The organism is Sulfitobacter sediminis, from assembly GCF_040811725.1.
Taxonomy (GTDB): Bacteria; Pseudomonadota; Alphaproteobacteria; order Rhodobacterales; family Rhodobacteraceae; genus Sulfitobacter; species Sulfitobacter sediminis.
In genome coordinates this window covers 1-221 of sequence record NZ_JBFNXX010000310.1, presented here as the reverse complement: position 1 = coordinate 221, position 221 = coordinate 1, and the positions used below count along the sequence as shown (strand labels likewise).

Annotated in this window: 1 pseudogene; it reads right to left on the bottom strand. The window is 53.8% G+C overall.

From position 1 onward, the window contains the following. Positions 1–221: pseudogene (locus tag AB2B41_RS23865) on the bottom strand (hypothetical protein); the annotation flags it as partial.

Here is a 221-nt window from a genome sequence, read left to right as displayed (position 1 = left end):
TCTGGGTCCAGTTCGATCGCGCGAGAAAGATCTTGTCTCGCCAATTCCGAATCTACAGGGTTCAGACGATGCTTCCGGGCCACGCCACGCAAAGCGAGTTCATAGACGTCCAAGGTTTCCGGCGGCCGCCTCAGAATTTCGCCCTTTTCGATTTCGCGAACTTCGGAGAAAAGAGAACCGACAATCCGTTCGACGATGTCGTCCTGCGTATCAAATACGGT